Here is a 24,352-nt window from a genome sequence, read left to right as displayed (position 1 = left end):
TTGCATGTGCGCGCAGAAAGATTGACGAAAGATTCGTATAGCGGACGATACGTTGGTATCGCATCGGGATACGGATGTTCCGGTCGGCGCGTCGCGTTTGCGGCACGTTTCCAACCCGTTGCCGGGCGCGCGACGGCGCGCTGTGGCGCTCGCCAATGGCAGCGCCATTCGTTGCCTATACCAAGACGCACCATAGATCCCGAGCAACACGCACCACCTTGCGCGTGCATGGAAAGCAGAGAGGGAGGAAGTGAGCTGGGGCGACACGCCAGCGCGCGCAAGAGCAGGCGTGCGGCTCGTATCTGTCAGCGCCAACGCAACCTGCCGGGGAATCGATGACACGCCCTGGCGAACACGTGTGGCGATGCGGAAATGACAGGAACGCGACAGTGAAGGAGCCACCGATGCGATCGGCGCCGCGCTGCAGCGAGCGGCGCAGCAGAGGGGGAGGTTTTTCGGCAGCGCGTCGTGCAGGACGCGCTGCCGCGCGACTCAGTCCTCGTCCGCCGCGGCCTCGCGGCCCTGCTGGCGGATGATCGCTTCCTGCCGCGCGTCCTCGATCGAGTCGCGCACCGCGCGCACGTCGGCACGGCGGGTGTCGAACACGAAGCGGCCGCTGAGCGGGCTGTCCGGGCGCAATTCGCCCTGCTCGTACAACGCCCACATCTCTTCGCCGTAATGGGTTTCGTTGAGTTCCGGGGCAAAGCGGCCGAGGCAATCGCGCAGGTTGTGCACGTCGCGCAGCAGCATGTCGCGCGCGGCGTTGTTGCCGGCGGCGCTGACCACCTGCGGGAAATCGATCAGCACCGGGCCCTCGGCGGCGACCAGCACGTTGTATTCGGACAGGTCGCCGTGCACCAGGCCCAGGCACAGCATCTTCACCACGTCGCCGACCAGCTGCGCATGGAAGGCGCGCGCCTGCTCCGGCTCCAGCTCCACCTCGCCCAGCCGCGGCGCGCTCTGCCCGTCGGCATCGGTGACCAGATCCATCAGCAGCACGCCGTGGAAATAGCCGCGCGGCTGCGGCACGTGCACGCCGGCGTCCACCAGCTGGTACAGGGTGTTGGCCTCGGTGTCCTTCCAGGCGGCTTCCTGCTCGCGGCGGCCGAACTTGGTCGCCTTGCCCATCGCCCGCGCCTGTCGGCTGCCGCGCACCTTGCGCCCTTCCTGGTACTGCACGCGCGCCTGGAAGCTGCGCTGCGCCATGTCCTTGTAGACCTTGGCGCACAGCACCTCGGCGCCGGCCTGGACCACATACACGGCGGCCTCCTTGCCACTCTTGAGCGGGCGCAGCACGCTGTCGATGACGCCGTCCTCGATCAGCGGCTGCAGGCCCTGGGGGGTTTTCATCGGACGCGGGGCACCTTGGGGGAAAACAGGATTATGGCCCAACCTTGCGTTCATGCCGGGCGACAACTGCGGCATGGCCGGCCGCCAGCGGAGTAAAGTGGCAGCCGCGATCGCCGCCACGGCGGCCGCAGCCGGCAATCCACAGTGCAATCGTCCAGAGGGTGTCATGAGCAAGGGCTTGGATCAGAAGAAGAGCGACAAGAAGCAGCCGACCAAGACGCTGAAGGAAAAGCGCGCGGCCAAGAAAGAAAAGAAGAAGTAGCAAGCGCCTCCGGCGAGCTCGCGCGACGGGCTCGCCGGAACGCGACCGCAGACCCGGCACACCGCATCCGGGCCTGGCCCGAGACAGACGCCGTGGGCTGCGGCCCGATGCGGATCCTGCCCGGCACGTGAACGACCGTGCCGGCCCAAGCGCACTGCGATTCGACACCCCTTCATCGACACGGCCAGCGTGCAGACGCCGGTCCGCGCCTGCGTCGCAAACCTCGTACATCCAACGGATCGCCCACGTCGCGCTCTGCCGCCGTCCGCCGGTCGCTGCCCCATGCCCCGCCCACGCCGATCGACAGGCCCGCCGCATCCCGATCGCGGCCCTGCCGCGAACGATGCCAAATTCGCACATCGGTGCGATAATCGACCAGACCTCTCGGAATGCGCCGTTGTCGGTGCCGCCCGCCAGGACGGCGGCGCGCTGGTGTCGCCGTCGCGTTTCCCGGCGCAGCGGCAGGCCACGGAAGACGCCTTCCGCTGCGGTCAGGACCCGTCCGTTTCCCTAGCCGTCTGACGGAACGCCCGGGCACACCGCCGTCGCGCAACCGCGCGCGGTCACGGAGTCTGCAGAGGAATACGCAACGTGAATACGAAATCGGATGTCTCGGCCTTGGGCCGCGGACTGCTTTGGGTGGTGGGCCTGCTGCTGGTGCTGATCGGCGGCGTGCTGCTGGTCGGCGGCCTGCGCCTGGCCACGGAGGGCGGCAGCTGGTACTTCCTGCTGATGGGGCTGGCCACGCTGGCCGCCGGCATTCTGGTGATCGCGCGCCGGCCCGCCGGCGCCGTGCTGTATGCCGCGGCCTTCGTCGGCACGCTGGCCTGGGCGCTGTGGGAAGTGGGGCTGGCGTTCTGGCCGCTGGTCTCGCGCCTGGTCGCGCCGGCGGTGCTGGCGCTGCTGGTGGCCCTGCTGTGGCCCACGCTGCGCCGCAGCCGCCGGCAGCCGGCTGGACGCGGCGCCTATGCGCTGTCCGCGCTGCTGGTGGCCGGCCTGGCCGCCACCGCGGCCTATGCCTTCGTACCGCGCCCGATCGTACAGGCCAGCGCCGATGCGCCCGTCACGCCGGTAGCGCCGGGCGCTGCGCAGAAGGACTGGATGCACTGGGGCAACACCGTGGCCGGCACCCGCTTCGCCGCACTGGACCAGATCAACCGCGACAACATCGGCCAGTTGCAGGTGGCGTGGACCACCCGCACCGGCGACGTGCCGACCAGCAACGGCTTCGGCGCCGAGGACCAGGCCACGCCGCTGCAGATCGGCGACACCGTGTACGTGTGCACCCCGCACAACCAGGTGTTCGCGCTGGATGCCGACAGCGGACAGAAGCGCTGGTCGTTCGACCCCAAGGCCACCGCGCCGAACTGGCAACGCTGCCGCGGCCTGGGCTACTACGACGCAGACAGCGCAGCGACCGCAACCGCGCCGGCGGCCGCCGGCGACAACCTGATGCCGGCGCCCGCTGCTGCAGCGCCAGCGGCAACACCGGCGCTGTGCCGCCGCCGCATCCTGATGAACACGGTCGATGCGCGCCTGTTCGCGCTCGACGCGCAGACCGGCACGCCCTGCGCCGACTTCGGCCAGGACGGCGTGGTCGACCTCAAGGCCGGCATGGGCGAGGTGAAGCCCGGCTTCTATACCCTGACCGCGGCGCCGCTGATCGCCGGCAACCTGATCGTGATCGGCGGCCGCGTGGCCGACAACATCGAGGTCGGCGAGCCCTCGGGCGTGGTCCGCGCCTTCGACGTGCGCAGCGGCAAGCTGGTGTGGGCCTGGGACCTGGCCAAGGAAACCCCGGACACCCCGCTGGACCCGATCATCCACTACACCCGCGCCACCCCGAACGTGTGGACCTCGATGGCCTACGATCCGGCGCTGGGCCTGATCTACCTGCCCACCGGCAACACCACCCCGGATGCCTGGGGCGGCGAGCGCACGCCGCAGGACGACAAGTACAGCTCCTCGGTGGTGGCGCTGGAAGCGGCGACCGGGCGCGTGCGCTGGCACTACCAGACCGTGCGCCACGACCTGTGGGACTACGACCTGCCGGCGCAGCCGACCCTGGCCGACGTGCCCGACGGCAAGGGCGGCAGCGTGCCCGCGCTGCTGCAGGTGACCAAGGCCGGGCAGATCTTCATGCTCAATCGCGCTACCGGCCAGCCGTTGGCGCAGGTGCAGGAGGTGGCCGCACCGCAAGGCAAGGCCGACGGCGAGCGCTACGCGGCGACCCAGCCGCTGTCCACCGGCATGCCGCAGATCGGCACCGGGACACTGACCGAAGCCGACATGTGGGGCGCCACCCCGATCGACCAGATGCTGTGCCGCATCCACTTCAAGCAGATGCGCTACGACGGCATGTACACCCCGCCGGGCGAGGACCTGGCGCTGCAGTGGCCGGGCTCGCTGGGCGGCATGAACTGGGGCAGCGCCGCGCTGGACCCGACCACCGGCTACCTGTTCGTCAACGACATGCGCATCGGCCTGTGGACCAAGCTGATCCCGCGCCGGCAGATGGAGAGCCAGAAGGCCGGCGGCGTGGAGATGGGCGCGGCCTCGCAGACCGGCACCCCGTACGGCTCGCTGCGCGACCGCTTCGTCTCCAAGCTCGGTATCCCGTGCCAGAAGCCGCCGTACGGCACCCTGTCGGCGATCGACCTGGCCACCCGCAAGCTGGTCTGGCAGGTGCCGGTGGGCACCGTGCAGGACACCGGTCCGCTCGGGATCAAGATGCGCCTGCCGATCCCGATCGGCATGCCGACCCTGGGCGGCGCGCTGGCCACCCAGTCCGGCCTGCTGTTCTTCGCCGGCACCCAAGACTACTACCTGCGCGGCTTCGACAGCCACACCGGCAAGGAAATCTGGAAGGCGCGGCTGCCGGTCGGCAGCCAGGGCACGCCGATGACCTATGTCTCGCCCAAAAGCGGCCGCCAGTACATCGTGGTCACCGCCGGCGGCGCGCGGCAGTCGCCGGATCGCGGCGACTACGTGATCGCCTACGCCTTGCCGGGCAAGCACTGAGGTCTGCGGAACCGGCCAGCACGCGCCGGTTCCGCCGCGCCGGGAACACGGCCGCCGCGCAGGTGGCCGTGCAGCGCTTACCATGACGGGGTATCCGATGGAGTGCACGCTCACCTGATGGCCGCTTCCCCCGCTCCCGCAGGCCGGCGCAAGGCCGGCCCCGGTTCGCCGCCCGCCGAGCGCGGGCTCACCCACGAGCTGATGCAGCAGATCGACGGGCTGCAGGGCGACCCGGACTTCATGACCTCGCTGGCGCGCGGCCTGGCCGTGCTCAGCGTGTTCGCGCAGCACGCGCGCGAAGTCACCATGTCGCAGATCAGCACCGAGACCGGCATCTCGCGCGCGGCGGTACGGCGCGTGCTCTACACCCTGGCCAAGCTCGGCTATGTCGGCGAACAGGGCCGCGGCTACGTGCTGCTGCCGCGCGTGCTGGGCATCGGCGGCGCCTACGTGGCGTCCTCGTCGATGACCGCCGCCGCACAACCGGTGCTGGACGCGCTGCGCGACGCGGCGCACGAATCCTGCTCGCTGGGCGTGCTCGACGGCGACGACCTGCTGTACATCGCCCGCGCCGAGACCGTGCGCATCATGTCGATCGGGCTGCGCGCCGGCAGCCGGCTGCCAGCCTATTGCACCTCGATGGGCCGGGTGCTGCTGGCGGCGCTGCCGCACGACACCCTGGAAAGCTACCTGGAACGCAATCCGCTGCGCCCGCGCACCGAGCGCACCGTCACCGGCCAGCGCGAGTTCCTGGAGACGCTGGCGCGGGTGCGCCGCGAGGACGTTTCGCTGATCGACCAGGAGCTGGAGATCGGCCTGCGCTCGATCGCGGTGCCGGTGCGCAACCGCCGCGGCGAGGTCATCGCCGCGCTCAACATCGGCACCCAGGCCGGCCGGGTGAGCCTGCAGGCGATGCAGACGCAGTTGCTGCCGCCGCTGAAGGACGCCGCGCAGCGCCTGGGCGGCCTGCTCAGCTGAGTCCCGGCAAGCGCGTTGCGCGCCGCGCGCGACGTCGACAACGCCGAGCGTACGGCGCCAGCGCTGCCACAACGCCGCGCTGGCGCCAGCGGCGCGGGTGCTGCGAGCGCGGCATTGCGCCCTGCGCTGCCGGCCGCAATGCGCGTCACCCTGCCAGTGCCGCGCTCAGCGCGGCCGGCGCAGGAACCCGACCACCGCATCCACCCAGGCCGCATGCACGTCCTCCACGTGGGCGACGTGGTCGGCATGTGGCAGCGTGACCCAGCTGCGGTCCGCGCTGCGCAGGCGCAGGTACAGATGCGCGTTCTCTGCCTGGGTGGCGAGCGGATCGTCGACCCCGCGCAGCAACAGCACCGGCATCGCCGCGACCTGCTCGGGGCGGTAGGCGAACTGTTCCTGCGCGCGCCAGTCGCTGCGTACCGGGTCGGCGGCCAGCGCCTGCGCCACATAGGCCGCGCGCACCGCCGGCGGCGCGGCGCCGGCGGTGACGAAGTCCGAGCCGGCGGCCTCGGCGGTGGTGCGCGCCCGCGGCGGCCGCGCCGCCACCGGCTCGGCAGCGGCGGGCGCATCGACGTCGTCGGGAAAGCCGTACAGCACCAACGCCGACAGCGCCTGCGGTTGCGCCTGGGCGACCAGCAACGCGACCCGCGCACCGTTGGAGTAGCCCAGCAGCGCCGGCGGCGGCAGCGGCGGGTGCTGGCGCGCGATCCAGGCCAGCACCTCGCCGACGTCGGCAACCGCGCGCGCCGGCGTGTTCCAGCCGCTGCGGTCGCGCGCGCTGGCGCCGTAGCCGCGCAGGTCCAGCGCATAGGCCGCATAGCCGGCGCCGGCCAGCGCCGCCAGCACCGACCGCGTATCGGCCGGCTCGCCCGGCACCTGCAGGTCGAAATTGGGCAGCGAACTCCAGGTGCGGCCGTGCACCAGCAGGATCGTGCCGCGCGGCTGCGCCGGCAGCCGCGACCAGACCGCGAGCACCTGGCCGTCGTCGGCGCGCACCTGCGCCATCCGCGTCCCGGGGCCGGGCTGCGGCTGCGCCTGTGCGGCGAGGCCGGGGAGCAGCAGCAAGGGCAGCAGCAGGGCAAGGCAGACGCTTCGGAATGGCATGGCGGACCTCGCGAAAGAAAGGGGTGCGTGGCGCGGAGCCGCGTCCGACCATTGCCCGCATCTTGCCACGGCGACCCGTGCCGTCGTGCCGGTCGATGAAGTACGGATTACCGTGTGGGAGCGACGTCAGGGCACCTCTAACAACCTCGATTCTAAAAATTTCGCACTATGCGCATCAATGACTTGCGAGCGTTTTAGTCGAGTTTTTTGGGGTTATTAGAGGTGTCCTTCAGTCGCGACGGGCGTTACCAGGAAGTCCCGTCGCGACTGAAGCCGCTCCCACAAAAAATGCGGCGTTGCGCCGCCGCCGGCCTCAGCCCTCGGCCGCCTGCTCTTCCAGGATCGGCTTGGCCAGCGCGAAGGCGTGGTTGGCCGCGGGCACGCCGCAGTAGATCGCCGCCTGCAGCAGCACTTCCTTGATCTCGTCCGCGCTGACGCCGTTGTTGCGCGCGGCGCGCACGTGCAGTTTGAATTCCTCGTCGTGGCCGAGCGCGACCATCATCGCCAGGGTCAGCAGCGAACGCGTGTGCCGCGGCAGGCCGTCGCGGGTCCAGACCGTGCCCCAGGCGGTGCGGGTGATGAACTCCTGGAACTCGCTGGTGAAGTCGGTGCGCGCGTCCAGCGAGCGTTGCACATGCTCCTCGCCGAGCACGGCTTTGCGGACCTGCAGTCCGGCGTCATAGCGTTGTTTCTCGTCCATGGGGTTTCCGTTGTGATGGCGGGAGGATGCAGCGTCGGGGTCGCTGGACGGCGGTTGTCGGCAAGCGGCGGGCGGAGCGGACTGCACTCTAGGAGGCATGCAGAAACTCGATCAGGCATTGGTTGAACGCCTGCGCGGACTCCACATTGCAGATGTGACGGCCGGGCACCTGCGCAGCACGGCCGTCCTGCACCGCCGCGGCGATCTCGCGCAGGTCCTGCGGCGGGCACACCGGATCGTCGTCGCCGGCGATCGCCAGCAGCGGCGCCGCCAGCGCGCCGAGCCGCCCGCGGAAGTCGGCGCTGGCCACGGCGTGGCAGCACGCCGCATAGCCTTCGGGCGAGGTGGCGAGGAAGGTGGCGATGATCTCGTCCAGCCGCTGCGGACACCGCGCGGCGAAGGCCGGGGTGAACCAGCGCCCGCGCGTCGCCGCCGCCAGTGCAGTCAGGCCCTCGGCCTGAACCTGCGCGATGCGAGCCCGCCAACTGTCCTCGCTGCCGATCTTCTGCGCCGTGGCGCTCACCACCAGGCGCTCCAGGCGTGCGCCGGCGTGCAGGCCCAGCCACTGCCCGGTCAGGCCGCCGATCGACAGCCCGCAGAAATGGCTGCGTTCGATCCGCAGCGCATCCCACAGCGCCAGCACGTCGCCGCCGAGATCGTCGACGCGATAGGGGCCGGCCGGCACGCCGGAGCCGCCATGTCCGCGACGGTCGTAGCGCAGCAGGCGGTAGTGCGGCGCCAGTGCGTCGATCTGCGCGTCCCACATGTGCAGGTCGGTGCCCAGCGAATTGCAGAAGGTCAGCCACGGCTTGCCGGCGCTGCCGTCGAGGCGGTAGTGCAGGCGATGGCTGGGCAGATCGAGAAACGGCATGGCGGCTCCGCGGAATCCAGTTGCACAGGCTCAGCCGTTGGCGAGCACGCGGTCGATCCAGACATCGGCCATGCCGCGCCAGCTATCGGCAGCGAACAGCGCCTGCAGTCGGTCGTCATCGAGCACCGTGGTCACCCGTGCGTCGGCCGCCAGCACCTCGCGCAAATGACGGCCCTGCTGCAACGCGTGGCGCGCGGATTCCTCCACCAGCGCGTGCGCGGCGGCCTTGCCCAAGGTGGCGGCGAGCGCGACCGACACCGCCTCGGCGTAGAGCAGCCCGCCATGGCTGTCCAGGTGCGTGCGCATGCGCGCGCGGTCCAGTTCCAGGCCCTCGATGACGCTGCGCATCTGCGCCAGGCTGCCGGCGCTCAGGCGCACGATCTCCGGCACGGTGTCCCACTCGGCATGCCACTGCCCGGCGGCGCGTTCGTGCGGCTGCGGCAAGGCCGCGTACAGCGTGGACACCAGGCCGGGCACGCGCGTGGCCGCGGCGATGGCGGCCACGCAGCCCACCGGATTGCGCTTGTGCGGCATCGCCGAGGAGCCGCCCTTGCCGGACGCGGCCGGCTCGAACGCCTCGGCCACTTCCGACTGCATCAGCAGCACGATGTCGGTGGCGATCTTGCCCAGGGTCCCGGCCAACAGCGCGAACGCGCTGCCGACCTCGACGATGCGGTCGCGCGCGGCATGCCAGGGCAGCGCCGGCAGCGGCAGGCGCAGCGCCTGCGCCAGCGCCTGCGCCACCGCCAGTCCCTGCGTCTGCAGCGAGGCCAATGTGCCGGCGGCGCCGCCGAACTGCAGTACCAGCGCGTCCTCGCGCAACGCCTGCAGGCGGCGCTGCGCGCGCTGCAACGCATCCAGCCAGCCGGCCGCCTTGAGTCCGAACGTCACCGGCACCGCCTGCTGCAGCAAGGTGCGGCCGGGCAACCCGGTGTCGCGTTCGCGCTGGGCGAGCGCGTGCACGGCATCGCACAGCGCGGCCAGCTTCGGCTGCAGCGCGTCCAGCGCGGCGCGCAGTTGCAGCACGCTGCCGGTGTCGATCACATCCTGGCTGGTGGCGCCCCAGTGCACCCAGCGCGCGGCCGCCGCATCGGCGGCCTCGACCTTCGCGGTCAGCGCCTTGACCAGCGGAATGGCCGGATTGCCGGCCAGCGCGGTGGCCTGGCCGAGCGCGGCCAGGTCGTACTGCTGCGCCTGGCAGGCCGCCTGGATCGGCGCGACCGCCGCCTGCGGAATCACTCCGCAGCGCGCCTCGGCCAGCGCCAACGCCGCTTCGACATCGAGCATGCCCTGCAACCGCGCGGCGTCGTCGAACAGCGCATCGATGGCGGGGTCGCCGAACAGGGGACTGAGCAGGGAAAGGCTGGAACTCATGGGTAACGTCTCTACGGGTTGTGCCGGCACATCGGGCCGGCCAAGGGTAGCGCCAACGCGATGACGGGATGGGAGACTGAGCATTCAGTGGCTTGCGCTGATCGGCCGACATCGTCCGCCTGCCGCAGTCACCTGTGGGAACGACTTCAGTCGCGACAGGCCTTACCGGTAACGCCCGTCGCGACTGAAGTCGCTCCCACAGCTTTCACTCGACTGAGAGCAACACGCCACTCAATAACTGAAGAACACCGTCTCCTGCTCGCCCTGCATGTGCACGTCCCAGGCGTACTGCCCCGGCGCGGTGCGCTGGGCCAGCAGCGTGCCGCGCCGTTGCGGCGGCACCAGCGCCAGGATCGCATCCTCGTCGTTGCCCGCGGCATCGGCGAAGTACAGCCGCGTGGACGCGGCGCGCAGCAAGCCGCGCATGAACACCAGCACCACCAGGTGCGGCGCCTGCGGCACGCCCTTGGGCCCGGCCACCGCACCGGGCCTGATCGTGCTGAAGGAGAAACGGCCATGCGCGTCGGTCGGCACGCGGCCCCAGCCGTGGAACGCCGGATCGTGATCGTCGTGGCGCGGGTCGTCGCGATGCGCGTAGATGCCGGCGGCGTCGGCCTGCCAGATCTCCAGCACCGCATCGGCGACCGGCACGCCGGCGCCATCGAACACCGTGCCGCTCACCTGCACGCGCTCGCCGCGCGCCGCGGCCGGCGCAATCTCGGTGCGGTACAGCGGCTCCAGGCCCAGGCGGTAGTAGGGGCCGACGGTTTGCGAAGGGGTTGCCTGAAAACTCATGGTGTCACTCCCAGACGGTCTGCTTGCGGCCGCGCAGCACGATGTCGAACCGGTAGGCCAGCGCGTATTCGCTGATCGCGTTCTCCCAGTCGAACGCCGACACCATCCGCGCCTTGGCCTTGTCGTCGTCCACGCAATTGAAGATCGGGTCGTAGGCCAGCAGCGGGTCGCCGGGGAAGTACATCTGCGTAACCAGGCGCTGGCCGATGCCCTCGCCGTGCAGCGAAAAGTGGATGTGCGCCGGACGCCAGGCGTTGTAGTGGTTGCGCCACGGATAGGCGCCGGGCTTGATGGTCTTGAAGCGGTAGCGGCCGTGCGCGTCGGTCAGCACCTGGCCGGTGCCGGTGAAGTTGGGGTCCAGCGGCGCATCGTGCTGGTCGCCGGCGTGCAGGTAGCGCCCGGCGGCGTTGCACTGCCAGACCTCGACCACGCTGTTGCGCACCGGCTGGCCGTTCTCGTCGAGCACACGGCCGGAGACGACGATGCGCTCGCCCAGCGGCGCGCCGGGAAAGCCGGCGGTGAGGTCGGCGGCATGCGCGCCCAGGGTGATCCGATCCAGCGTGGGGCCGGTGACTTCGGACAACGTGGCCGGAATCGCGATCGGGTCGCGGCTGGGGCCGCGGCATACGGTCGAGGCATAGGCCGGATGGATGTACGGCGGCTGCGTGCCCGGATACGGCTTGCGATAGCCGAGCAGTGCCGCGTTGGTGGAATCGCTCATCTTGCTCCTTCCGGTGGCTCCGCACGGAGCCTGTTGCGTGTTCGTTGCCTGCGCTTGGGCAGGAGCCGCTTCATGCCTGCAACGCTGCGGCTACAAGATAGTCGCTCAGACCCGCTCGATCGCCAGCGCCACGCCCTGGCCGACGCCGATGCACATCGTCGCCAGGCCGCGGCGGCCGCCGCTGGCCTCGAGCTGGCGCAGCAGGGTCAGCGCCAGGCGCGCGCCGCTCATGCCCAGCGGATGGCCGAGCGCGATCGCGCCGCCGTTGGCGTTGACGTGCGCGGCATCGTCGGCGACGCCCAGCTCGCGCAGGCACGCCAGCCCCTGCGCGGCGAAGGCTTCGTTCAATTCGATCGCATCGAAGTCCTCGATCGTCGCGCCGAGCCGCGCCAGCAACTTGCGCGTGGCCGGCACCGGGCCGATGCCCATGTAGGCCGGCTCCACGCCAGCCGAAGCAAAGCCGAGCACGCGCGCCCGCGGGGTCAGGCCCAGCGCCTGTACCTGCGCGGCCGAGGCCAGCAGCAGCGCCGCGGCGCCGTCGTTGATGCCCGAGGCGTTGCCGGCGGTGACCGTGCCCGGCTGGCGGAAGATCGGCTTCAGCCGCGCCAACGCCTCGGCGCTGGTGTCCGCGCGCGGATGCTCGTCGCGCGCGACCTCGACGGTCTCGCCGCGCTTGCCGCCCGGTACCGTCACCGGCACGAGTTCGCCGTCGAAGAAACCGGCCGCCTGCGCGGCGGCGGTGCGTTGCTGGCTGCGCAGCGCGAACGCGTCCTGATCCTCGCGCGAAATGGCGTAGCGCGCGGCGACGTTCTCCGCGGTTTCGCCCATCAGCTCCACGCCGTACAGGCCCTGCATTTGCGGATTGACGAAACGCCAGCCCATCGTGGTGTCCTCGATGCGCTGCTCGCGCGCGAACGGCGTGGCGGCCTTGCCCATCACGTAGGGCGCGCGCGACATCGACTCCACGCCGCCGGCGATCGCCAGCCCCAACTCGCCGGCACGGATGCCGCGCGCGACCGTGCCGACCGCGTCCAGCCCCGAGCCGCACAGACGGTTGACGGTACTGCCGGGCACGCTGGACGGCAGGCCGGCCAGCAGCAGGCTCATGCGCGCGACGTTGCGGTTGTCCTCGCCGGCCTGGTTGGCGCAGCCGAGATAGACGTCCTCGATCAAGGCCGGATCCAGTTGCGGATGCCGCGCCAGCAGCGCCCTGATCGGCAGCGCGCCGAGGTCGTCGGCGCGCACGCCGGCGAGCGCGCCGCCATAGCGGCCGATCGGGGTGCGGATGCCGTCGATGATGAACACGTCGCTCATTGCGCCTTCTCCATGGTCAGCGACAGGCCGGTCAGGCGTTGCAGTTCGTCCAGCGACACGCCGTCGACGAGCTCGATGACAGCGGCGCCGTGCTTGCCGACCGCGAACACGCCCAGGTCGGTGTAGACGCGCGAGACGCAGCGCAGGCCGGTCAGCGGATACGTGCACTCGGCGACCAGCTTGCTGTCGCCGTTCTTGGTCAGCAGGTCCATCATCACGAACACGTCCTTGGCGCCGATCGCCAGGTCCATCGCGCCGCCGACCGCGGGGATCGCGTCCGGCGCGCCGGTGCTCCAGTTGGCCAGGTCGCCATGCACCGAGACCTGGAATGCGCCGAGCACGCACACGTCCAGGCGTCCGCTGCGCATCATCGCGAACGAGTCGGCATGGTGGAAGTAGCAGCCGCCGGTCAGCAGCGTCACCGGCTGCTTGCCGGCGTTGATCAGGTCCGGATCCTCCTCGCCGGGCGCGGGCGCCGGGCCCATGCCGAGCACGCCGTTCTCCGAATGCAGGAAGATCTCCTTGTCGGCGGGCAGGAAGTTGGCGACCAGGGTCGGCAGGCCGATGCCGAGGTTGACGTAGGCGCCCTCGGCGATGTCGCGCGCCACGCGCGCGGCGATCTGTTCGCGGCTCAGGCGGTTCATGCGCGCTCTCCTGCGGCGACCACGCGTTGCACGAAGATGCCGGGGGTGACCACGGCTTCCGGATCCAGTGCGCCCAGCGCCACCACCGCGCCGACCTGCGCGATGGTGCAGTCGGCGGCCATCGCCATCAGCGGGCCGAAGTTGCGCGCGGTCTTGCGGTACACCAGGTTGCCCCAGCGGTCGCCGCGGTGCGCCTTGATCAGCGCGAAGTCGGCGCGGATCGGATATTCGAGCACGTAGTGCCGGCCATCGATCTCGCGCGTCTCCTTGCCCCTGGCCAGTTCGGTGCCGTAGCCGGTCGGGGTGAAGATCGCCCCCAGGCCGTTGCCGGCGGCATGGATGCGCGCGGCCAGGTTGCCCTGCGGCACCAGTTCCAGCTCGATCTCGCCGGCATGGTAGGCCGCATCGAAATGCTGCGAATCGCTCTGCCGCGGGAACGAGCAGATGATCTTGCGCACGCGCTTGTGCTTGATCAGCGCGGCCAGCCCGGTCTCGCCGTTGCCGGCGTTGTTGTTGACGATGGTCAGCGCGCGCGCGCCCTGGGCGATCAGCGCGTCGATCAGTTGGTCCGGCATGCCGGCGCTGCCGAAGCCGCCGATCATCACCGTGGCGCCGTCGTGGATGTCGGCCACGGCGGCCTCGTACGAGGCGACGGTCTTGTCGATCATGCCGCCATTCCTGCTGGGCCTTGCCCGGCAAGCGGATGCAGGCCGCTCAGGGGGCGATAAAGGGTTGCCGACATGTGTGCTGCCTCCCACGGGTGCGCAGCGGCGGCGGACGCCGTTGCGCCTGGTTGATCGAAGCGTCGGTGCGCCGACGAGGCCTCGCGCGGCCGCCGTCGCGCCACCGGACAGAGCCACACGTTAGGCGCAGCGCTCCACGCGGTCAATTCGATTACCGCCCATACAAATCGATAATCGAACATTATCGATGCTGCAATGCGGCGTGCACGGCTGCGGCACAATGTATACAACTTGGCGGCATCCGCTTTTTCCAACCCCGCAAAAAACCAATTTATATGTAAATTCTCGCAACGCCTGCATGCACGGGCCGCCAAAATGTATACAGGATCCACCATGTCCGACTCGACTCCCCGCTACCCGCTCAACGCCTGGTACGCCATTGCCTGGGACCACGAGGTCCGCCACGCCCTGTTGCCGCGCAAGGCCTGCGATCTCGACATCGTGCTCTACCGCACCGGCGCCGGCGCGCTGGTGGCGCTGGAGGACGCCTGCTGGCACCGGCTGGTGCCGCTGTCGATGGGCAAGCTGCGCGGCGACGACGTGGTCTGCGGCTACCACGGCCTGGTCTACGACGCGCACGGCCGCTGCGTGCACATGCCCTCGCAGGAGACGATCAACCCCGCGGCCTGCGTGCGCAGCTTCCCGGTCGCCGAGAAGCACCGTTACGTGTGGATCTGGCCTGGCGACGCGGCACTGGCCGACCCGGCGCTGATCCCCGACCTGCACTGGAACAGCGACCCGGCCTGGGCCGGCGACGGCCGCACCATCCAGGTCAAGTGCGATTACCGGCTGGTGCTGGACAACCTGATGGACCTGACCCACGAGACCTTCGTGCACGGCTCCAGCATCGGCCAGGACGCGGTGGCCGAGGCGCCGTTCGAGGTGGTCCACGGCGAGCGCAGCGTCACCGTCTCGCGCTGGATGCGCGACATCGACCCGCCGCCGTTCTGGGCGCGGCAGATCGAGCACGCGCTGGGCTACCGCGGCAAGGTCGACCGCTGGCAGATCATCCGCTTCGAGGCGCCGTGCACCATCGCCATCGACGTCGGCGTGGCGATCGCCGGCAGCGGCGCGCCGGAAGGCGACCGCCGCCAGGGCGTGAACGGCTACGTGCTCAACACCATCACTCCCGAGACCGACGGCAGCTGCCACTACTTCTGGGCGTTCATGCGCAACCACTCGCTGCACGAGCAGTCGATGACCACACTGCTGCGCGAGGGCGTGACCGGCGTGTTCGGCGAGGACGAGGCGGTGCTGGAGGCGCAGCAGCGCGCGATCGACGCGCATCCGGACCACGTGTTCTACAACCTCAACGTCGATGCCGGCGGGATGTGGGCGCGGCGTCTGATCGAGCGCATGATCGCGCGCGAACAGCGCAGCCGCGACCTGGACCTGCGCATGGTCGGCTGATCCCGCCCGCCCTTTCTTTCGGATTGCCATGAACGCCACGCCTCCTTTCCGCTCCAGCGCCGCGCAGACCACCCGCGCGCTGCTCGAACTGCGCGACCTGATCCTCGGCGGCACGCTGGCGCCGGGCGAGCGCCTGTCGGAACTGGCGGTGGTCGAACGCCTCGGCGTCTCGCGCACCCCGGTGCGTGCGGCGCTGCAACGCCTGTGCGAGGAAGGCCTGACCACCGCCCTGCCCGGCGGCGGCTACGCGGTGAAGTCCTTCAGCGAGCGCGACGTGCACGACGCGATCGAACTGCGCGGCACCCTGGAGGGGCTGGCCGCGCGCCTGGCCGCCGAACGCGGCGCCAGCGCCACCGACCTGCAGCAGGCGCGCGTGCTGCTGGAACGGCTGGACGCGGTACTCGCCTCGGACCTGGCCGAGGACGACTTCGCCGACTACGTGCAATACAACGAACGGCTGCATGCCTTGCTGATCGGGATGGCCGGCAGCGAGCTGCTCGCGCGCGAGTTCGCGCGCACGGTGCAGCTGCCGTTCGCCTCGCCCAACGGCTTCGTGATGGCGCAGGCGGCGGTGCCGGAAGCGCGGCTGATCCTGACCCTGGCGCAGGACCAGCACCGGCAGGTGGTCGAGGCGATCGAGCAGCGCCAGGGCGCACGCGCCGAGGCGCTGATGCGCGAGCACGCGCACCTGGCGCAACGCAACTTCCGCTACGCCCTGCGCGACCAGCACGCGATCGGCCGCGTCCACGGCGGCGCGCTGATCCGGCGCAAGGCGCCTGGCGCGCGGGCGCGCGGCAGCGACGGAACGTCCTGAGCCGACAGCGTGCCGGCCGCGGCGCGCACCGCTCGCGTTCTCAGCAGACCGTTCTTCTTCCTCCACACCTGGACCCCCGCCATGCGCAAGGAAACCCAGTGGTACCCCACCCGCGTGGTCGCGATCGCCGATGCCTGCGACGGCGTGCGCGAGATTCTGCTCGACCCCGGCGCGCACTCGCGTCCGTTCGCGGTCGGCAGCCACCTCGACTTCCGCCTGCGCCTGAACGGGCGCGAGGACATCCGCTCCTACTCGCTGGTCGGCGAGCCGCGCGCCGACGGCCGCTACCTGATCGCGGTACGCGCGATGCCCGACAGCCGCGGCGGCTCGCGCCACATGTGGACGCTGGCGCCCGGCGACAGCCTCGAGACCTCCGTCCCCAGCAACAACTTCGCGCTCGACGAGCGCGCCGCAGAGATCCTGCTGGTAGCCGGCGGCATCGGCATCACCCCGATCCTGGGCATGGCGCAGCGGCTGGCGCAGCGGCATCCGGCGTTCCGCCTGCTCTACGTGGGCCGCGCGCGCAGCGCGATGGCCTACCTGCCGCAGCTGCAGGCCACGCTGGGCGAGCGCCTGCAGCTGCATTGCGACGACGAACACGGCGCGCCCGACCTGGAGACCGAGATCGCCAAGCTGTCCGCGACCGCGGAGATCTACGTCTGCGGCCCGCTGGGCATGCTCGACGCGGTGCGCCGCCACTGGCACGCCGCCGGACGTTCGCGCGCGCGGCTGCACTTCGAGACCTTCGGCAACAGCGGCAGCGCCGCGGCGCAACCGTTCGTGGTGCGGCTGCCGGCGCTGGGCCTGGAGGTCCCGGTGGCCGAGAACGAATCGATGCTCGACGCCCTGCAGGCGGCCGGCGTGGAGATGATGGCCGAATGCCGGCGCGGCGAATGCGGCCTGTGCCAGGTGGACGTGCTCGCCGCCGACGCCGGCCTGGACCACCGCGACGTCTTCTTCAGCGACGAACAGCGCCGCGAGAACCGCAAACTCTGCGCCTGCGTCTCGCGCGCCCTGGGCGGCAGCATCAGCATCGACACCGGCTACCGCGCCGACGCGCTGTGAGCGTGCGCCGCGCGAGCGGCCAGGGTGGGATTTAACACGCGCCCCATCGAGGCGAATACGGGAACGTGCGGAACCTCGTGCAATTTGAAGCAGCGCCAGGCTGCGCCCGTACCCTCACCCCAACCCCTCTCCCGATGGGAGAGGGGCTAAGCGCGCGCTAGCGCCGTTACTTCCACCGTCGCGCTTGTCCTTACCCGGCTCTTGCTCCTGCTGTTGCTGCTGTGCTTTTGATCTTCCGGCCCCCCTCAGCGCGGCAGCTCCGGCGGACGAATACCCGAGGGGCGGCGCGCAGGATGCGCGACGTTTTTCGTTGGCACATGGATGTGCCAGCGAAAAATGCCCGTCGGGGCTGCGGACCCGGAGCGCGCAGCGCGGAAGGCGCACTGCGGGGTGTGCTCGACCAGCCTTCGGCTGTGGGAAAGCACTTCTTTTGGTTACTTTGATCAGCCTTCGGCTGCTGTGAAGCGCTTCTTTGCACAAGCAAAGAAAAGTGACTCGCCGCAAGGCGAAAGCTTTTGCTCTCAATCTTTGCTCTAGCTCTAGCTCTGGCGATCCTTCAGCCGTGACTCCAGAATCCCAAACAACATCCGGATCAGAAATGATCCGGCGCCCGCAGTGAACGAGATCGGCCGCCGTGAGGCGTCGTTCGTCGCGGCTGAAGCCGCTGCTACAGGGAGCGCAGGAACCGATAGGCAAACCCCATCCGGCGCCGCGCCGACCCGGCTAAGCCAACGCCGCCCCCGTCTCCATCGGCAACCCCGCATAGTTCTCCGCAATCGTCGCGCGCCCACCGGCACTGCCCAGCAAATAGTCCAACTCGGCTTCGTGCAGCCGCCGCTCGAACGCGTCCTCGTCCGGGAAGTGATGCAGCATCGTCGTCATCCACCACGAAAAGCGCACCGCCTTCCACACCCGCCTCAACGCCAACGCCGAATAGCGCAGCAGCGGCGCATCGCCGCCCTCCTGCCGCGCCTGCGCGAACAACGACGCCAACAGCCCCACGTCGCCCGCCGCCAGATTCAAGCCCTTGGCCCCGGTCGGCGGCACGATATGCGCCGCATCGCCGGCCAGGAACAGCCGGCCATACTGCATCGGCTCCACCACATAGCTGCGCAACGGCGCGATGCTCTTCTCGATCGACGGACCGGTGCGCAGCCGCGCCGCCACCGCGTCCGGCAGGCGCGCGCGCAACTCGTCCCAGAAGCGCGCGTCCGACCAGTCCTCCACCCGCTCGCCGGCCGGCACCTGCACGTAGTAGCGGGTGCGCGTGGGCGAGCGCATCGAACACAGCGCAAACCCGCGCGCATGCCGCGCATAGATCAGCTCCTCGTTGACCGGCGCGGTATCGGCCAGCACCCCGAGCCAGCCGAACGGATACACCCGCTCGTACTCGCGCAGCACCCCGGCCGGGATCGACGCGCGGCTGACCCCATGAAATCCATCGCACCCGGCGATGTAATCGCAGTCCAGCCGCACCCGCGCACCGTCCTGCACGTACTCCACCCATGGGTGGTCGCCGTCCAAACCGTGCAAGGTCACGTCCTCGGCCTCGTAGACGCTGACCCCGCCGGCCTCGGCCCGCGCCTGCATCAGGTCGCGGGTGACCTCGGTCTGGCCGTAGATGGTGACCGCGCCCGCGCCGCCGGGGCCGCCCAGGTCGATGCGTTCGCGGCGGCCATCCAGCACCAGTTCGAAGCCGTGGTGGACCACGCCTTCGCGCTGCAGCCTGGCATCGGCGCCGGCGGCGCGCAGCAGCTCCACCGTGCCCTGCTCCAGCACCCCGGCGCGGATGCGCGAAAGCACGTACTGCGGCGAACGCCGCTCGATGACGAGGGTGTCGATGCCCTGGCGCAGCAGCAACTGGCCGAGCAGCAGCCCCGCGGGACCTGCGCCGATGATGGCCACGGTGGTCTTCATGCTGTTCTCCGAACAAGGGTTACGGTACTTTTCGCCAGTCTTCCGCCGCGAACGGCTGATGCCAATGGACTAACCGCAGGAATTCCTGCACTTTCCGACGATGGCGACGATCACCGAACCGAGCGTTCAGGCACACCCCGTCCCCGCGTTCCGCCTGTATGGCGAAACCGGCGACGGCGCCGCGGCCGATGCGCTGCACTGGGAATCGATCGCGGCGCGCAGCCGACTGCACGATTGGCGGATCCGGCCGCACCGCCACCACGACCTGTCGCAGCTGCTGTACGTGCAGCGCGGCCCGGCCGGACTCCATATCGACGGCCGCAGCCAGCGCGTGGATCGCGCCACGCTGGTATGGATGCCGCCGCTGTACGTGCACGGCTTCGATTTCCATCGCCGCATCCGCGGCCACATCGTCACCCTGTCCGCCGCGCTGCTGCAGGCCTGGCAGGCGCAATGGCCGCAGATGGCGCAGGCGCTGGCGCGGCCGGCGTGCCTGGAGGTCGGGCGCGAGCGCGCCACGCTCGACGCCTGCTTCGCCGCACTCGCCACCGAACACGCGCACCGCCGCGAGGGCCGGGTGCCGATGCTGCACGCGCTGGCCGGGCAGCTGCTGGTGTGGACCGCGCGGCGCGTGCTGCAGCAACCCGCGCCGGGCGCGGACAGCGGCCACGACCGCGGCAGCGCGCACGTCCGCAGCTTCCTGGCGCTGGTGGACCGGCACTATCGCGAACACTGGCCGCTGCAGCGCTATGCCGACCAGTTGGGCCTGAGCGCCAGCCACCTCGGCGCGCTGTGCCGGCAGCATGCCAACGCCGCGCCGCTGCAGCTGCTGCAGCGGCGGGTGATGCTGGAGGCGCAGCGCAGCCTGGTCTACACCTCGCTGAGCGTGCAGCAGATCGCCACCTGGCTGGGATTCGCCGATGCGGCCTATTTCAGCCGCTATTTCGCGCGCAACGCCGGCTGTTCGCCGAACGCGTACCGGCGCGCGCAGCAGGGCGGCGTCGGCGCGCCGGCAGCGCGCTAGGACCGCCCGCGCTGCTGCGTGCAGCCTGTCGGCACGATCGGAAGCGGCCTGCGCGTGCCGCTCAGGCCAGGCGCTCGCGCAGGAACGCGCCGCTGCGCGCGATCGCCTGCACCGCGGCCGGCAACACGCCCGCCATCTCGATGAAGCCGTGGACCATGCCGGGCAGTTCGACGTACTCCACCGGTACGCCCGCGGTGCGCACTGCATCGGCATACAGGCGGCCGTCGTCGAGCAGCGCATCGCAGTCGGCGGTGAGCACCAGCGCCGGCGGCAATCCTGCGAAATCGGTGGCCTGCAACGGCGACAGGCGCAGGTCGCGCGTGTCCACGCCGCTGGACAGGAACGCGCCGGAAAAGACCTGCATCAGCTCCAGCGTCAACGGCGGCACCGCGCCGTTCCTGCGTCGCGACGCGAATGCGTCGCCGCTCGGCGACAGGTCGGTGCACGGATAGAACAGCACCTGCGCGCGCAACGCCACGCCGCTGCCGCGCAGCAGCTGGCAGGCCATCGCCGCCAGGCTGCCGCCGGCACTGTCGCCGGCCACCGCCAGGCGCGCCGGATCCAGCTCCAGTTCCGCGGCATGCGCGTGCAGCCAGCGGATCGCCGCCAGCACGTCCTCGGGACCGGCCGGCGCCGGGTGCTCCGGCGCCAGCCGGTAGTCCACGGCGACCACCGCGCAACCGGCGGCATGCACCAGGCGCCGGCAGACCCGGTCGTGGCTGTCCAGGTCGCCTATCGTCCAGCCGCCGCCGTGCAGGTACACGGTGGCCGCATGCGGCGCCGCGGCCGCGTCGGGTAGATACAGGCGCAAGCGGATCGGCCCGAGCGGTCCTTCGGCCTGCAGCGCGCGCACCGCAGGCAGCGGCCACGGCTCGCCACCGAGCAAGGCGGAAATTCCCCGGTACGCCTGGCGCATGGCCGGCACCGGCAGGGTGTGCAGCGGTGGTGCGCCGGCGCTGGCGGCGGCCAGCGTGCCCAGCACTTTGAGCACCTCGGGCGCCAGCCGCGCGGGGTCGAACGGATCTGCCTGCATGACGCGCTCCGCATTTGGTTGCGTAGTGGGGAGCCGGCCGCGCGGGCCGGATCAGTCGATCAGCATCAGCGCATCCAGCGCGAGCACGCCGCGCCCTTGTGGATAGACGATCACCGGATTGAGGTCGATCTCGCGGATACGCGGTTCGGCGCGCAGCACGGCGCCCAGCCGCACCACCAGGTCCGCCAGCGCGGTCACGTCCAGCGCCGCGGCGCCGCGATGGCCGTGCAGCAGCGCCGCGCCCTTGAGCCGGTCCAGTTCGCGGATCACCGAGGCGGCCGGCAGGTCCGGCGCGAGCAGGCGCACGTCGCGCAGCACCTCGGCGGCGACGCCGCCGAAGCCGACCAGGATCACCGGTCCCCACTGCGGATCGTGGCGCGCGCCGACGATCATCTCCAGGCCGCGCTCGCCCATCGCCTCGACCAGCACCCCCTCCAGCGGCGCGTGCGGCGCATGCCGGGCGAGATTGGCGTGCAGCCGTTGCCAGCCTTCCGCCAGCGCCGCGGCGTCGCCGAGGCCGAGGATCACGCCGCCGACATCGCTCTTGTGGCCCAGCTCGACCGATTGCACCTTCAGCGCCACCGGATAGCCGATCCGCGCCGCGGCCGCCTGCGCCTGCTGCAGCGTGGCGGCCAGTTCGCCGCGCGCGAACGGCAGCCCGAGCGGGGCCAGCAGCGCCTTGGCGCGATGCTCGGGAATCACCCCAGCCTGCGCCGGCAACGCGACCTGCATCGCCACCGCCGCGGCTTCGTCGAAATCGCGCTCGGCCAGCGCCGCCAGGCGCGCGATGGCGCGCAGCGCGCGTTCGCTGCTGGGGAAGTACGGCACGCCCAGTTCGCGCAGCTGCGCCAAATAGTCGGCCGGCAGCGCCGCGCCCTCGTCGAGGCCGGCGAAGATCACCGCCTTGTGCGGGCGGTGTTCGCGTACCGCGCGCAGCACCGGCGGCAGCTTGATCGCGCAGGTCACCGGGTCGGTCTGGATCAGGCCGACCACGATCGTGGCGCAGCGCGGGTCGTCGAACAGCGCCGCCAGGGTACGCTGGTACAGGTCCGGATCGACCAGCCCCTGCGCGGTGAGATCGAGCGGATTGCTGACCGCGACGAACGGCGGCAGCGCCGCGCGCAGCGCCGGGGAATCGCCGTCGTGCAACGGCGGCAGGTCCAGGCCCAGCTCTTCGCACAGGTCCAGGCACAGTGCCTTGAACGCACCGGACTCGCCCAGGATCGCGGTGCCCGCTGCCGGCAGGCGCGGACAGCGCAACGCGATCTCGGCGATGTCGCCCAGTTCTTCCAGGGTCTCGGCAAGTACCACGCCGGCGCGTTCAACCAGCGTGCGCATCACCTGGTAGTCGCCGGCGAGCGCACCGGTATGGGTGGCGGCCGAGTCGCGTGCCGCACTGCTCTTGCCCGGATGCAGCAACACCAGCCGCGTGCCGGCCGCGCGCGCGCGCCGCGCCAGCGCCAGCAGCCGCCGCGGCTGGCGGAACTGCTCGGCGATCATCGCGATCACCCGCGTGCCCGGATGATCGAGCAGGAACGCGATGTAATCCTCGATGTGGCTGGCGGCCTCGTTGCCGGTGGAGATCGCGTAGGACAGCGGCAGCTCGCGGCTGGCCAGGGTGGTGTTGAGCACCGTCATCATCGCCCCGCTCTGCGAGAGGATGCCGATCGCCGGCGCGGCGCGGTTGCGCGCCGCCTGTTCGGCGCTCACCTCGGCCTCGATGAAGGTCAACGGGATGCGCGCCAGGTAGTTGATGCAACCCAGGCAGTTGGGGCCTTCGACCAGCATGCCGGCCGCCGCGGCGATCCGTGCGATCTCGCGCTGCTGCGCCTGCCCGGCCTCGCCGGCCTCGGCGAAACCGGAGGAGAAGATCACCGCCGCGCCCACGCCGCGCGCGGCCAGCGCGCGCACCGCGTCGAGCACCGCCGGCTGCGGGATCGCCAGCACCGCCACGTCCACGCCATCGGGCAGGAGCGCGATCGACGCCAGGCACGGGCGCCCACCAATCTCCTCGCGCTTGGGGTTGATCAGGTGGATCTGCCCGGCATAGCCGTTGCGCTCGAGATTGCCCAGCACCGAGGCGCCGAGCGCGCCCGGCGTCGGCGAGGCGCCGACGATGGCGATCGAAGCCGGTTCCAGCAGCCGCTGCACCGGGGTCCGCACTGCGCCCAGCGGCGGCGCGGCGGGAGTCGTGCTCATGTCCATCGTGACCTCGCTGTGCTCAGGCGCCGCGGCGTTGCCGGGACAGGTCGTAGGCGCCCAGGCCGGGCTTGTAGGTCTTCTCGTCCAGGAACTGCTTCAGGCCTTCCTTGCGGCCGTCGTTGTCGTAGCTGTTGGCCGCCTCCTGCGCGCGCACCAGATAGTCCTCGGCGTTCTCGTAGGTCATTTCGCGCACGCGCCGCACCGCGTCCTTGGTCGCCTTCAGCGCCACCGGATTCTTCTTCGACAAGGCCTGCGCCACCTCCGCCACGCGCGCGCGCAGGCGCTCGCCCGGCAGCGCCTCGTTGACCAGGCCCCACTCGGCGGCGGTGCGGCCGTCGATCGGCTCGCCGAGCATGGCGTGGTACATCGCGCGCCGGAACGACAGCAATTCGGCCGCCACCTTGGAGGCGCCGCCGCCGGGCAGGATGCCCCAGTTGATCTCGGACAGGCCGAACCTGGCGTCCTCGGCGGCGAAGGCCAGGTCGCAGGCGAACAGCGGGCCGTAGCCGCCGCCGAAGCACCAGCCGTTGACCATCGCGATGGTCGGCTTCTGGTACCAGCGCAGGCGCCGCCACCAGCCGTAGCTCTCGCGCTGCGCCTTGCGCGTGCCGGCCAGGCCGTGCGCCTCGGTGTCGCGGAAGTATTCCTGCAGGTCCATGCCGGCGGTCCAGGCGCTGCCCTCGCCGCTCAGCACCAGCACGCGCACGTCGTCGCGGAACTCGAGCGCGTCCAGCACCTCCATCATCCTGCGGTTGAGCGCCGGACTCATCGCATTGCGCTTCTGCGGGCGGTTGAATTTCACCCAGGCCACGCCGTCCTCGACGGCGTAGGCGACGGTGTCGTGTTCGGGATTGCTGCTCATGTGGATCACCTTCAGTGGGGGAGAATGGGGATTCCCTTCTCCCGTCGGGAGAAGGTGCCCCGAAGGGGCGGATGAGGGTCCGGGCGCAGCCTCGTGTACTTGAATCCGCGAGTCGCTTTCGCGCCGTACCCTCACCCCAACCCCTCTC

21 protein-coding genes are annotated in these 24,352 nt (G+C 70.8%); 7 read left to right on the top strand and 14 right to left on the bottom strand.

Going from position 1 to position 24,352, the window contains the following annotated elements; all coding sequences use genetic code 11:
- Positions 1-492 precede the first annotated feature (492 nt).
- A complete protein-coding gene (locus tag NRY95_02475) occupies positions 493-1,350 on the bottom strand; it encodes a serine protein kinase RIO (protein UYC16867.1) in 858 nt (285 codons plus the stop codon).
- Between the two features lie 52 nt (positions 1,351-1,402).
- Between NRY95_02475 and NRY95_02470 the strand changes: the two genes are divergently transcribed.
- The 3 genes from NRY95_02470 (at position 1,403) to NRY95_02460 (ending at position 5,611) form a co-directional block, all read left to right on the top strand.
- Positions 1,403-1,612 (top strand): hypothetical protein, encoded by a 210-nt coding sequence (locus tag NRY95_02470; GenBank protein ID UYC18680.1) that lies wholly within the window; start codon positions 1,403-1,405, stop codon positions 1,610-1,612.
- A 591-nt stretch (positions 1,613-2,203) separates the two neighbouring features.
- Positions 2,204-4,633: a membrane-bound PQQ-dependent dehydrogenase, glucose/quinate/shikimate family gene (locus NRY95_02465; GenBank protein ID UYC16866.1), complete on the top strand. Its 2,430-nt coding sequence runs from the start codon at positions 2,204-2,206 to the stop codon at positions 4,631-4,633.
- Between the two features lie 117 nt (positions 4,634-4,750).
- Entirely contained in the window at positions 4,751-5,611 is an 861-nt protein-coding gene (locus NRY95_02460) for a helix-turn-helix domain-containing protein (GenBank protein ID UYC16865.1), read from the top strand.
- 165 nt (positions 5,612-5,776) lie between these two features.
- Here the strand turns inward: NRY95_02460 and NRY95_02455 are convergent, their stop codons facing one another.
- The 9 genes from NRY95_02455 to NRY95_02415 all read right to left on the bottom strand — a co-directional run bounded on the left by NRY95_02455 (position 5,777) and on the right by NRY95_02415 (position 13,802).
- Positions 5,777-6,616 (bottom strand): alpha/beta hydrolase, encoded by an 840-nt coding sequence (locus NRY95_02455; GenBank protein ID UYC18472.1) that lies wholly within the window; start codon positions 6,614-6,616, stop codon positions 5,777-5,779.
- 412 nt (positions 6,617-7,028) lie between these two features.
- Complete coding sequence (pcaC, locus tag NRY95_02450) at positions 7,029-7,415, bottom strand: 4-carboxymuconolactone decarboxylase (protein UYC16864.1); 387 nt, start codon at positions 7,413-7,415, stop codon at positions 7,029-7,031.
- An 88-nt stretch (positions 7,416-7,503) separates the two neighbouring features.
- A complete protein-coding gene (pcaD, locus tag NRY95_02445) occupies positions 7,504-8,286 on the bottom strand; it encodes a 3-oxoadipate enol-lactonase (GenBank protein UYC16863.1) in 783 nt (260 codons plus the stop codon).
- A gap of 30 nt (positions 8,287-8,316) precedes the next feature.
- Entirely contained in the window at positions 8,317-9,660 is a 1,344-nt protein-coding gene (locus NRY95_02440) for a 3-carboxy-cis,cis-muconate cycloisomerase (GenBank protein UYC16862.1), read from the bottom strand.
- Between the two features lie 231 nt (positions 9,661-9,891).
- Positions 9,892-10,455, bottom strand: coding sequence for a protocatechuate 3,4-dioxygenase subunit alpha (pcaG, locus tag NRY95_02435; protein ID UYC16861.1), 564 nt, complete (start codon positions 10,453-10,455; stop codon positions 9,892-9,894).
- Between the two features lie 4 nt (positions 10,456-10,459).
- Positions 10,460-11,176 (bottom strand): protocatechuate 3,4-dioxygenase subunit beta, encoded by a 717-nt coding sequence (gene pcaH, locus NRY95_02430; protein UYC16860.1) that lies wholly within the window; start codon positions 11,174-11,176, stop codon positions 10,460-10,462.
- Positions 11,177-11,281: 105 nt separating this feature from the next.
- Positions 11,282-12,490 carry a 3-oxoadipyl-CoA thiolase gene (pcaF, locus tag NRY95_02425; GenBank protein UYC16859.1) on the bottom strand — a complete coding sequence of 403 codons (1,209 nt, stop codon included), beginning with the start codon at positions 12,488-12,490 and terminating at the stop codon, positions 11,282-11,284.
- Entirely contained in the window at positions 12,487-13,134 is a 648-nt protein-coding gene (locus tag NRY95_02420; GenBank protein UYC16858.1) for a 3-oxoacid CoA-transferase subunit B, read from the bottom strand. The genes pcaF and NRY95_02420 overlap by 4 nt, the downstream gene beginning before the upstream one ends.
- Entirely contained in the window at positions 13,131-13,802 is a 672-nt protein-coding gene (locus tag NRY95_02415) for a 3-oxoacid CoA-transferase subunit A (protein ID UYC16857.1), read from the bottom strand. The genes NRY95_02420 and NRY95_02415 overlap by 4 nt, the downstream gene beginning before the upstream one ends.
- Before the next feature lie 408 nt (positions 13,803-14,210).
- Between NRY95_02415 and NRY95_02410 the strand changes: the two genes are divergently transcribed.
- The 3 genes from NRY95_02410 to NRY95_02400 all read left to right on the top strand — a co-directional run bounded on the left by NRY95_02410 (position 14,211) and on the right by NRY95_02400 (position 17,166).
- Entirely contained in the window at positions 14,211-15,287 is a 1,077-nt protein-coding gene (locus NRY95_02410) for an aromatic ring-hydroxylating dioxygenase subunit alpha (GenBank protein UYC16856.1), read from the top strand.
- A gap of 28 nt (positions 15,288-15,315) precedes the next feature.
- Positions 15,316-16,101, top strand: a complete 786-nt coding sequence (locus NRY95_02405; GenBank protein ID UYC16855.1) for a GntR family transcriptional regulator — start codon at positions 15,316-15,318, stop codon at positions 16,099-16,101.
- Positions 16,102-16,182: 81 nt separating this feature from the next.
- A complete protein-coding gene (locus NRY95_02400; GenBank protein UYC16854.1) occupies positions 16,183-17,166 on the top strand; it encodes a PDR/VanB family oxidoreductase in 984 nt (327 codons plus the stop codon).
- A gap of 723 nt (positions 17,167-17,889) precedes the next feature.
- Here NRY95_02400 and pobA read toward each other — a convergent pair.
- The gene (pobA, locus tag NRY95_02395; protein UYC16853.1) at positions 17,890-19,083 is read right to left on the bottom strand and encodes a 4-hydroxybenzoate 3-monooxygenase; all 1,194 of its coding nucleotides are present in this window, start codon (positions 19,081-19,083) and stop codon (positions 17,890-17,892) included.
- 100 nt (positions 19,084-19,183) lie between these two features.
- Here pobA and NRY95_02390 point away from each other — a divergent pair, with 100 nt between their 5' ends.
- Positions 19,184-20,107, top strand: a complete 924-nt coding sequence (locus NRY95_02390) for a helix-turn-helix domain-containing protein (protein UYC16852.1) — start codon at positions 19,184-19,186, stop codon at positions 20,105-20,107.
- Positions 20,108-20,168: 61 nt separating this feature from the next.
- On the opposite strand, the gene NRY95_02385 is transcribed toward NRY95_02390, so the two are convergent.
- The 3 genes from NRY95_02385 to NRY95_02375 are packed head-to-tail and all read right to left on the bottom strand — an operon-like array spanning position 20,169 to position 24,204.
- Positions 20,169-21,140 carry an alpha/beta hydrolase gene (locus NRY95_02385; protein ID UYC16851.1) on the bottom strand — a complete coding sequence of 324 codons (972 nt, stop codon included), beginning with the start codon at positions 21,138-21,140 and terminating at the stop codon, positions 20,169-20,171.
- 51 nt (positions 21,141-21,191) lie between these two features.
- Positions 21,192-23,339 (bottom strand): acetate--CoA ligase family protein, encoded by a 2,148-nt coding sequence (locus NRY95_02380; GenBank protein UYC16850.1) that lies wholly within the window; start codon positions 23,337-23,339, stop codon positions 21,192-21,194.
- A 22-nt stretch (positions 23,340-23,361) separates the two neighbouring features.
- Entirely contained in the window at positions 23,362-24,204 is an 843-nt protein-coding gene (locus NRY95_02375) for a p-hydroxycinnamoyl CoA hydratase/lyase (protein UYC16849.1), read from the bottom strand.
- Between the last annotated feature and the right edge of the window lie 148 nt (positions 24,205-24,352).

The sequence above is a fragment of the Xanthomonas campestris pv. phormiicola genome (genome assembly GCA_025666215.1).
Taxonomy (GTDB): Bacteria; Pseudomonadota; Gammaproteobacteria; order Xanthomonadales; family Xanthomonadaceae; genus Xanthomonas_A; species Xanthomonas_A campestris_A.
This window is presented reverse-complemented; position numbering and strand designations above follow the sequence as displayed.

Coding starts and splice junctions, on each gene's coding strand:
- pobA (UYC16853.1), bottom strand. CDS start 19,083: ATGAAGACCACCGTGGCCATCATCGGCGCAGGTCCCGCGGGGCTGCTG.
- NRY95_02475 (UYC16867.1), bottom strand. CDS start 1,350: ATGAAAACCCCCCAGGGCCTGCAGCCGCTGATCGAGGACGGCGTCATC.
- NRY95_02375 (UYC16849.1), bottom strand. CDS start 24,204: ATGAGCAGCAATCCCGAACACGACACCGTCGCCTACGCCGTCGAGGAC.
- NRY95_02400 (UYC16854.1), top strand. CDS start 16,183: ATGCGCAAGGAAACCCAGTGGTACCCCACCCGCGTGGTCGCGATCGCC.
- NRY95_02440 (UYC16862.1), bottom strand. CDS start 9,660: ATGAGTTCCAGCCTTTCCCTGCTCAGTCCCCTGTTCGGCGACCCCGCC.
- NRY95_02405 (UYC16855.1), top strand. CDS start 15,316: ATGAACGCCACGCCTCCTTTCCGCTCCAGCGCCGCGCAGACCACCCGC.
- NRY95_02410 (UYC16856.1), top strand. CDS start 14,211: ATGTCCGACTCGACTCCCCGCTACCCGCTCAACGCCTGGTACGCCATT.
- NRY95_02390 (UYC16852.1), top strand. CDS start 19,184: ATGGCGACGATCACCGAACCGAGCGTTCAGGCACACCCCGTCCCCGCG.
- NRY95_02420 (UYC16858.1), bottom strand. CDS start 13,134: ATGAACCGCCTGAGCCGCGAACAGATCGCCGCGCGCGTGGCGCGCGAC.
- pcaD (UYC16863.1), bottom strand. CDS start 8,286: ATGCCGTTTCTCGATCTGCCCAGCCATCGCCTGCACTACCGCCTCGAC.
- NRY95_02415 (UYC16857.1), bottom strand. CDS start 13,802: ATGATCGACAAGACCGTCGCCTCGTACGAGGCCGCCGTGGCCGACATC.
- NRY95_02385 (UYC16851.1), bottom strand. CDS start 21,140: ATGCAGGCAGATCCGTTCGACCCCGCGCGGCTGGCGCCCGAGGTGCTC.
- NRY95_02460 (UYC16865.1), top strand. CDS start 4,751: ATGGCCGCTTCCCCCGCTCCCGCAGGCCGGCGCAAGGCCGGCCCCGGT.
- pcaG (UYC16861.1), bottom strand. CDS start 10,455: ATGAGTTTTCAGGCAACCCCTTCGCAAACCGTCGGCCCCTACTACCGC.
- pcaF (UYC16859.1), bottom strand. CDS start 12,490: ATGAGCGACGTGTTCATCATCGACGGCATCCGCACCCCGATCGGCCGC.
- NRY95_02380 (UYC16850.1), bottom strand. CDS start 23,339: ATGAGCACGACTCCCGCCGCGCCGCCGCTGGGCGCAGTGCGGACCCCG.
- NRY95_02470 (UYC18680.1), top strand. CDS start 1,403: ATGCCGGGCGACAACTGCGGCATGGCCGGCCGCCAGCGGAGTAAAGTG.
- pcaH (UYC16860.1), bottom strand. CDS start 11,176: ATGAGCGATTCCACCAACGCGGCACTGCTCGGCTATCGCAAGCCGTAT.
- pcaC (UYC16864.1), bottom strand. CDS start 7,415: ATGGACGAGAAACAACGCTATGACGCCGGACTGCAGGTCCGCAAAGCC.
- NRY95_02455 (UYC18472.1), bottom strand. CDS start 6,616: ATGGCGCAGGTGCGCGCCGACGACGGCCAGGTGCTCGCGGTCTGGTCG.